Source organism: Pirellulales bacterium (assembly GCA_019636335.1).
GTDB lineage: Bacteria > Planctomycetota > Planctomycetia > Pirellulales > JAEUIK01 > JAHBXR01.
Window position 1 is genome coordinate 1 of sequence record JAHBXR010000051.1, and the last position, 8,627, is coordinate 8,627.

Genomic DNA, 8,627 nt, shown 5'->3' on the forward strand with positions numbered 1-8,627 from the left:
GAGGTACACGAGGAGGCGAAGAGACGATGAACAAACCAGCCATCGAAAAGACGCTGGAAGAAAGCGTGACCAAATTGTTCGATCGCTATCAAGAATTGTTTTGCAAGGCGATTCAAGGTGAGGCGGACATGGATCGAATCGCGTCTTCATACGCTTCCGCATTCATCGGTGCCGCGCCTGCCGGCGTGATGGTCAGTCAGAATGACGACCAGTTCAAGCAAGTCATGCGACAGGGATTTGAACACTATCGCCAAATTGGGACAAAGGACATGCGCACCCGTAGCGTCCGTATCTCGCCGATCGACGAATATCATTGCATAGCTCATGTCGTATGGACGGCGACCTATGGCCGCAAAGACCAATCGGATGTCACGATCGATTTCGATGTCCACTACCTCATTCAGATGCTGGACGGGGAACCCAAAATATTTGGATGGGTGTCTGGCGACGAACAAGCCGTCCTGAAGCAACATGGCATTACATGAACAAGCGAGATAGTTGACAGACTGAAGGGAAGATATCCATGCCAATCAAGAAAGACGAGGCCGGAGTGGGAGAAATAAAGAGAAATAAAGGGGACGAGAGAAATAAAGGGGACGGGAGTAGAATTTCGATGCAAACAACGACTTGCGTCCCCTTTATCCTTTAAAGGTTTTCCGTGACGTTGGAGATTCGAGGCCTTCATTCCGCGGGCAAGCTCAAGGCCACGATGTTTCCCTTCTGCGTGGCGACGGCGATGTACTGCTTGCCCCCGGCCAGGTAGGTCATCGGCGTGCCGCTGGGAGGAGCGGGCAATTCCATTTCGGCCACGACCTGGCCCGTGGCCTTGTCGTAGGCGCGGAGGAAGTTCGAGCCTCCTTCGCTGCGAGAACCTCGGCCGCTGCCTCCCTGGCCGATGAAGAGCAAGGTCTTGGTCAGCAACGGTCCACCGCCGCCGCTGCCGAGCGGGCCGACGTCGTGACCAACCAGCTCGCTGACTCGCTGGCGGCGGCCGTCGCCGTGCGGCACCATCCAAGCGTGATCGCCCGTGTGGAGATCGATCGCCGTGATACGGCCCCAGGGGGGCTTGAAGAGAGGCAGCCCCTTCGGCCCGTTCAATCCGCCGCCAAAACCACCGCCGCTGCGAATCAACGTCAAGTTCGAACGCTCGGGATCGGGCTCGACCAGCTTCACCACGATCGGCGACGAGACCGACGGAATATAGAACAGCCCGGTGTCGGGATCGAACGCGGCGCCCCACCAGTTGGCGCCGCCGGCCCAGCCAGGCAGGTTGATGGTGCCTCGTTCCGTGGGGGGTGTGAACAACGGCCCGTGATCGTACTGGTTCAGAATCTCGAGCGCCTCGCTGCGCAGCTCGGGAGTGAAGTCGATCAGGTTCTCTTCGGTCGAACCCTGCAACTCGTAGGGCGCAGGCCTCGTGGGAAACGGCTGCGTCGGCGAGGTGATCTCGCCGCGCGTGGTCGATTGCGGCACGGGACGTTCCTCGATCGGCCAGACCGGCTTGCCGTTCGTACGATCGAAGACGAACGTGAAGCCGGTCTTCGAGATCTGCGCCACCGCCTTGATCGGCTGGCCGTCGACGTTGATGTCGCAGAGCACCGGGGCGCCGGGCAGATCGTAGTCCCACAGCCCGTGATGCACGGTCTGGAAGTGCCACACCCGCTCGCCGTTCTCGACATTCACGCACACGAGCGATTCGCCGAACAGGTTATCGCCCGGCCGATGTCCGCCGTACCAATCGTTGGTGGGCGTGCCGAAGGGAAGATAGACGTAACCGAGCTCTTCGTCGACCGTCATCGGCGTCCAGACGTTCGTATTGCCGGTGTACTTCCAGGAGTCCTCTTTCCAGGTGTCGTTGCCGAACTCGCCTTCTTGCGGCACGGAGTGAAAGATCCAGGCCGGCTTGCCCGTGCGCACGTCGAAGGCCTGAATGTCTCCGCGCGGCATTTCTTTATTCAGTGGCGCGTCGAAGATCGACGAGCCGGTGATGACCACGTTGCGGCAGATGACCGGCGGCGAGGTCATCGTGTAGTTGGCGGCGTGCTTGGCATGGGGAATCGCCTTGGCGAGGTCCACTCGCCCCCCTTCGCCGAACGACTCGACGAGCTTGCCCGTCTTCGCATCGAGGGCATACAGAAACGCGTCGTGTGCGTTGTGATAGATGCGTTCCTCGTCGCCGTCACTCCAATAGGCCACGCCGCGATGCACGTAGCCCAGGTTGGTCGGTCGGCCGACCTTGTAGACCTCGGGGTTGAAGACCCAGAGGGTCTCGCCGGTCACACCATCGATGGCGGCAACCTGCGACAGGGAGGTGCTCGTGTAGAGGCGGCCGTTGATGGCCAACGGGGTCGCCTCGCACGTGAAGGTGCCCAGCGCGCGATTCTTCTTCTGCAGTTCGGCGTCGACGGTGTCCCAGGCCCAGGCGACCTTCACGCGGCCGGCATTCTCGGCGTTGATCTGGTCGAGCGTGGAATACTTCGTGCTCGCGCCGTCACCGCTGTAGTAGCGCCACTGGCCGTCGGTGGCGCCTCGCGCCACGGGACCATGCTCGGCCGCGGCCGATGGCGCCACCGCCACGATCAGAAAAAACAACATCGCCGGGGCGATACGAACGAACGTCATCAGAATCTCCGCCTGCCTGAGCGCGCTAGAAAAGGAAAGGGCTGCCTCCCGCCCGCGCCGAAGCGAATGTTCCGGCCCGGGCGTGCCCGATTATGTACCGCGTCAGAACAGCATTCAATCGGCATTATTGCTGTCCGCGCGGCCAATGAGCCACTTTGAAGAACGGTGCCCTCACGCATTCCTGGCTTCCGTTGGGCGCCCTAGGCTCATGGGCTGCGCGGAGCGGAATAGGCCCGCGCCGGGCGAGTACCTTTGGCGCGCAAAAAAGCCCACGTCGAGCCGCCGAAACTTCGGCCGCTCGACGTGGATAGTAGATCCAGCGCCAGGTCAGCCCTAATAGACCTGCGAGACACGGCGCGTCAGTCGCACCATGCGGTAGGCAAGGTCTCCCGTGCGCACGTCTTCGATGAGCAAACGCACGTAGCCGTCCGAAAAGCGAATCGCCTGCGACAACTCCCACGGCGTGCTGACAGGTATGCCGTCGACCTCGTGGATGATATCTCCCTGCTCGATGCCGACGCGCGAGGCGGGGCTGCCGTGCGAAACGAATTGCACCTCCGGACCGCGGCCGAAGGCCTGCGTGCTCACCCCCAACCACCAGCCGCTCGCGTGCGGGGGGTGGTCTGAACTCCCCTGCGGGTTGAGATACGGCTTTACCTGCTTCGGTTGATGGTGTACCTGCGAGGGCTTGCCCACCTTGTGGCGTTGTTGATCGAACTGCTGCAAGTTACCGAACCACGGCTGGACGTTGAACGAACCCTGATGTTGGTTGTGGTGGTTGTGATTCTTGTGGTGGTGATGATCGCCGGCCGTGGCCCCGCCGGCGATCGTCGCGGCGAAGGCCAGGCCCACGAGCAAGACCAACGCCGCGCGAGCCACTGCCTGTTGCTTCATGTTGCACTTCACGGTTCCGAACTCCTCGATCGGCACAAACAGTTGGCACAGGGCGAAGTGGCCGAAGGCCTCGCCGGCGCAGGGACGAAAGGTGCAAGGGCGGAAATGCCGTGAATGCACCGCACCCAGACCTGCTCGGTCGAGGGCGCTGATCTCCGCCTTCCTAGCTGCTAGAGCGCAGAAGGTGGTGATTTGCAACAGAGTGTTGCCAGAGAAAGCCGCCGATGGCGCGAGGGGACGTTCGGCGGGCGCAAGAAGCGGGTTTGCGGCAGCCGACAAAGTCGCGTCGCCAGCCAGGCGCCGACGTGGCGAGCACGCCGGCGCCTGGCCGCGCTAGTTCTTCGTCTGCTCGTCCTGGAGGGCGTGCCCTGTCTTCGGATCGATCTCGAGGTTCAACTCGTCCTCGTCGTAGACGTAGAACATGAACCCGTTGAACATCTCGTCGTACGACTGATCGCCGTAGGGCACCGTGTACTCGGGATCGGGGTTGAAGGGATTGAACTTCGAGTTGTCGAAGTGGGCAATCGCCTCGACTTCCGTCCCGGCGGGCAACTTCTTCTCGTGGGGCGGTTCGGGGCACACATAGCCCAACTGCCATTCGAAGTTGTAGTTTGGAATCTGCAGCAGCGTTTCTTGCTTGCCGTTCGGATAGAACGCGTTGAACGTCATATCGCGTCCGCGCAGGTGCATGTGCGTGAACAGCCCCAGCAACGTGGCGTCCTTCTCGATCTTCGTACGGGCCTTCATCTCGTAGAAGGGATCGCCGGGGGGTATCGCGATATCACGCGGATCGAGCAACGAGAAGTGGGTCGTCTTTTGCACGGTCCCCCGGGCATAGCGGAAGCCGATCGAGATCGTGCTCTCTTCCTCCTTGCCCGTTGTGACGTAGTGGATCTGTAGTCCGATCACCGCATTCTTGGGGATGCGCTGCGCGAGTCCGGGCACCAGCGTGAAGGGCACGCCCCCCGGCACGTAGCCCGTGATGAACGAACCAGCGCCGGCTTTCATCGTCACGGCATCGGCATAGAACGCATTGCAGTGGTGTACCACGGCGCGGTTGTGCGGGCGAATCTCGATCGCCTCGACGTAGGTGTCGTCCTTGAACGGCGGCGGCAGGAAGATGTACTTGTACGGAATGTAGCCGGTGGCCTCGATCTTGTGGGGCTTCTTCATCGTCAGCACGAGATCGGGCTCGCCGATGCGCCACTCCGATTGGACGAATTCCAGCGGCGCCGGCGCCTTCGACGCGTCACCCTTTTCCATGCCGGTGCGGACCCAGGCCGCCACGAGATCGCGTTCTTCGCGCGACATGGTGGGGTCGTTCGAGAAGGTGCCGAACTCCGCATGGGCGTACCAGGGGGGCATCCGTCCGTCGCGAATCACCTCGGCCAGCATCTCTCCCTGCGACGAGGCCTCGTCGAACGTCACCAGCCCGAACGGCGCGGCGGTTCCTTCGTGATGGCAGCCCTGGCAGCGCTGTTGCAAGATCGGCTCGATGTGTTCGTGGAAGGTGACCGGGAAATCGAAGCTCGGTTCGCGCCAGGCCGTCACCTTGCAGCCGTCGACCGGCGTCTCGGCGATCGAGATCGGCTTGCCGGCGAGCAGTTCGTCGATCGCGGCAACGAGATCGTGGCGTCCCACCTTCGGCTGCACGCCGCCACTGCGGTATTGATCGTCGATGCGCCCGGAATACACCACCTTGCGACTGCCATCGAGCAGCACGACCTGCGGCACGCGCTCGATGCCTAGTTCCTTGGTCGCCTTCTGCTCTTCGTCCCACACGATCGGAAAGGTCAGGCCGGCGGCCAGTCCGTGCGCGGCGATCTCTTTGGGGCCCTCGTGCTGCGCGTTGTACACGCCCACGATTTGAATGCCCTGGGGCGCATACTTCTGGTGCAGCTCTTCCAGCCGCGGCAGATAGCGCTGGGCAATGGGGCAGGTCGTGTTCAAAAAGACGAGGGCATACCCCTTCGACTCTCCCAGATCCTGCAGGCTGCGCGTCAGGCAGCGAATATCTTTGAACGTGATGTTCGGCGCGCTGCTGCCGATCTTGGCGGCTTCGACAGGGGGCGCCACGACCGCGCCCAGCACTCCACAGCAGATAATGCCGACGAGCAACGACCTCGCTTGCATAACGATCCCCTTGATGTCCGCGCGGCAAGGCGCGCCAGGCGCCGACAAACCGCGCGGTATTGGTACTTTTTCCATTCCCCGCATGCTATTGAACCCGCTGGAGCCCCGTTTGGCAAAGATTGTTTTGCCGGAAACAGTCTCCGGCATGCGCGGTGAGGGTTCGTACCGGGCAAGGGGCCATTTCGTCTGCTATGATCCGTCCCAGCCGGGTCACGAAAAAGGGAGCCATTCTGCGATGTACCGAACTCTGCGCCTGTCGTCCTTCTTCTTGCTGATCGCGTTCCCCCCCTGTTTGTCGGTTGCCGCCGACGAACGAGACGAATTGAACGTGGGGCTCCAGGCCGACGGCCGCATCGTCGTGCCGACGAACCAGATCCTGCAACCCGCCGGAAAACAGGTCACGTTCGCCGGACGACCGGTCGACGTGCTCCTGATCGAAGCGGGCAAGACGGTCGTCGCCAAGAACATGCGCAATTTGGTTTTCATCGACCGCGCCAGCGGCACCATCAAGCAGATCTTACCCTTGACTGCCACCAAAGGATTGGCCAGTGCCTTTAGCGCCGTGGGACTGCTCGAGCGTGGCGAGCGTCTCTACGCCAGCGACTCGCAGGGAGCCGTACGAATCGCCAAGCGCACACCCGAGGGCAACTACGACTGGGAGGGCCATCTGGCACTCGACGCGCCGGAAGTGGGGGGAGCCCCTTACCCGACCGGGATGGCCTGGCACGACGACGGGCACCTTTGGGTCTGTTCATCCCGCGGCAACGAATTGCAGTTGTTGAACACCAGCGATGGCCGAGTCGTGGCCCGCGTTCCCGTCGGCGTGGCGCCCTACGCTCCGGTGGTCGTCGGCGACCGGGTGTATGTCTCGAATTGGGGTGGCGACCCTCCCCCGAAGGACGCCGACACGCTGACGACCTCGGGCACGCCGGTCAAGATCGACCCCCGTACGAACGTCGCCAATACCGGCAGCGTTTCGATCGTGGCCCACGTCGACGGCAAATGGGCGCAGACCGGCGCCATTTCCGTCGGCGGACATCCGAGCGGCATCGCGAGCAGCCCCAACGGCAAATTCGTCTACGTGGCCAACGCCAACAGCGACACGGTCAGTGTCATCAGCACCGAAGACAACCAAGTGGTCGAAACCATCGACTGCAAACCGGAGGCCAAGCTTCCCTTCGGCACGGGCTCGAATGCCGTGGCCCTTAGCGCCGACGGGCAGGCGCTCTTCGTTGCCAACGGCACCGGCAATTGCGTGGCGGTCGTCGCGCTGGGGTTCTCCGCGGGCGGAGACAGCACGCGAGCGCCAGCGGAAAGCCATATCGAAGGGCTCATTCCCACCGGCTGGTATCCCGGCGCCGTCCAACTCGCCCCCAACGGTCAACAACTGTTCGTGGCCAACGTGAAAGGGCACGGCTCGCTCGAGCCGCGCAAAGAGGCGCCGCGCCGCGAAGGCAAGGGGGACGGCGACGATCCCGCCGCGCCTCAGTCGATCGGTCGCAACTCGCACGATCACCTGGGCTCGGTTTCGCTCATCGACCTGCCCGACGCGGCCACACTGCGGCAATACACCGAGACGGTGAATGCCAACAACCGATTGGGGTATTCGCTCGCCGGCATGGAGCCACCGCGCGCCGAGGCGAAACCGGTGCCCGTCCCCCTGCGTCACGGCGAGCCCTCGGTCTTCGAGCACGTGATTTACGTCATCAAGGAGAACCGTACCTACGATCAGGTGCTCGGCGACATGCCCGAGGGAAATGGCGACGCCTCGCTCTGCATCTTCGGCGAGGAGGTGACACCGAATCAACATAAGCTGGCCCGCGAGTTCGTCCTGCTCGACAACTTCTACTGCTCGGGCGTGCTCTCGGCCGACGGGCACTCCTGGGCGAACGCCGCCTACGCGACCGATTATCTCGAGAAGCAGTTCGGGCAGTTCACGCGCAGCTATCCCTACGAGGGGAGCGATCCGCTCGCTTTTCCGGTGAGCGGCTTTCTCTGGGACAATGCGCTCGCGCATCGCAAGTCGTTTCGCAACTACGGCGAGTTCGTCAAAAGCTCGTACCAACCGAAGAACGCGCGTTGGGCCGACGTCTACGCCGACTTTGTCGATGGCACGCAAAAGGTGCAAGTGACGGCGACGCCGAATCTCCGTTCGCTCGATGCCTACACGCACCCAAACTTCCCCGGCTTTCCGCTCGTCACGCCCGATGTCTATCGCGCGAAGCTGTTCATCGACGAACTGCACGAGTACGAGAAGAAGGGGGAATACCCGAACCTCGTCTACCTCTTCCTGCCGGCCGATCATACGAACGGCACCCGGCCGAATTCTCCCACGCCCCGAGCGATGGTGGCCGACAACGATCTGGCATTGGGCATGGTGGTCGAGGCGGTCTCGAACAGCCGCTTCTGGCCCAAGACGTGCATCCTCGTGACCGAAGACGATCCGCAGAACGGCTTCGACCACGTCGATGGTCATCGCACGGTCGGGCTGGCCATCTCCCCCTACACGAAGCGCAAAACGGTCGATTCGACCTGCTACAACCAGACGGGCCTGGTCAAGACAATCGAGCTGATCCTCGGGCTGCCACCGATGACGCAACTCGACCTGAGCGCCACGCCCATGCGGAGTTGCTTTCAGGACGAGCCCGACTTGACCCCCTATCAGGCCGTGAAGAATCGCATCCCGCTCGACGAGATGAACAAAGAGATGGCGGAACTCGACGAGCGCGGCCGGCGCTTCGCCCGGCAGTCGCTCGAGCTCGATCTGGAAGAAGAAGACCGGGCCGACGAAGAAACGTTCAATCGCATCCTGTGGTACTCCGTGCGCGGCACGGCGCCGTATCCGGGCGATTGACGCATCGTCAGCGGGATGACCGACAGGCCTGCGTCTTGCGCTCGACAAGCATGCGTAAAGCCTCGCCGAGCGAATCGGTCGAGGTCACTGGCTGGTAGCCATGGCGTCCTAATTGGAGAATCAG

5 protein-coding genes are annotated in these 8,627 nt (G+C 62.4%); 2 read left to right on the forward strand and 3 right to left on the reverse strand.

Annotated elements, in window-relative coordinates:
- A partial coding sequence (locus tag KF708_24750; protein MBX3415914.1) for a hypothetical protein occupies positions 1-485 on the forward strand: 485 nt, incomplete at its 5' end.
- Between the two features lie 196 nt (positions 486-681).
- Here KF708_24750 and KF708_24755 read toward each other — a convergent pair.
- From KF708_24755 to KF708_24765, 3 genes are all read right to left on the reverse strand, one after another.
- A complete protein-coding gene (locus KF708_24755) occupies positions 682-2,622 on the reverse strand; it encodes a pyrroloquinoline quinone-dependent dehydrogenase (GenBank protein MBX3415915.1) in 1,941 nt (646 codons plus the stop codon).
- Positions 2,623-2,955: 333 nt separating this feature from the next.
- Entirely contained in the window at positions 2,956-3,516 is a 561-nt protein-coding gene (locus KF708_24760) for a PDZ domain-containing protein (protein MBX3415916.1), read from the reverse strand.
- 333 nt (positions 3,517-3,849) lie between these two features.
- Positions 3,850-5,649, reverse strand: coding sequence for a redoxin domain-containing protein (locus KF708_24765; GenBank protein ID MBX3415917.1), 1,800 nt, complete (start codon positions 5,647-5,649; stop codon positions 3,850-3,852).
- Between the two features lie 235 nt (positions 5,650-5,884).
- Here KF708_24765 and KF708_24770 point away from each other — a divergent pair, with 235 nt between their 5' ends.
- On the forward strand, positions 5,885-8,503 hold the full coding sequence (locus KF708_24770) for a bifunctional YncE family protein/alkaline phosphatase family protein (GenBank protein ID MBX3415918.1): 2,619 nt from the start codon (positions 5,885-5,887) through the stop codon (positions 8,501-8,503).
- Positions 8,504-8,627: the final 124 nt, after the last annotated feature.

Coding starts and splice junctions, on each gene's coding strand:
- KF708_24755 (MBX3415915.1), bottom strand. CDS start 2,622: ATGACGTTCGTTCGTATCGCCCCGGCGATGTTGTTTTTTCTGATCGTG.
- KF708_24760 (MBX3415916.1), bottom strand. CDS start 3,516: ATGAAGCAACAGGCAGTGGCTCGCGCGGCGTTGGTCTTGCTCGTGGGC.
- KF708_24765 (MBX3415917.1), bottom strand. CDS start 5,649: ATGCAAGCGAGGTCGTTGCTCGTCGGCATTATCTGCTGTGGAGTGCTG.
- KF708_24770 (MBX3415918.1), top strand. CDS start 5,885: ATGTACCGAACTCTGCGCCTGTCGTCCTTCTTCTTGCTGATCGCGTTC.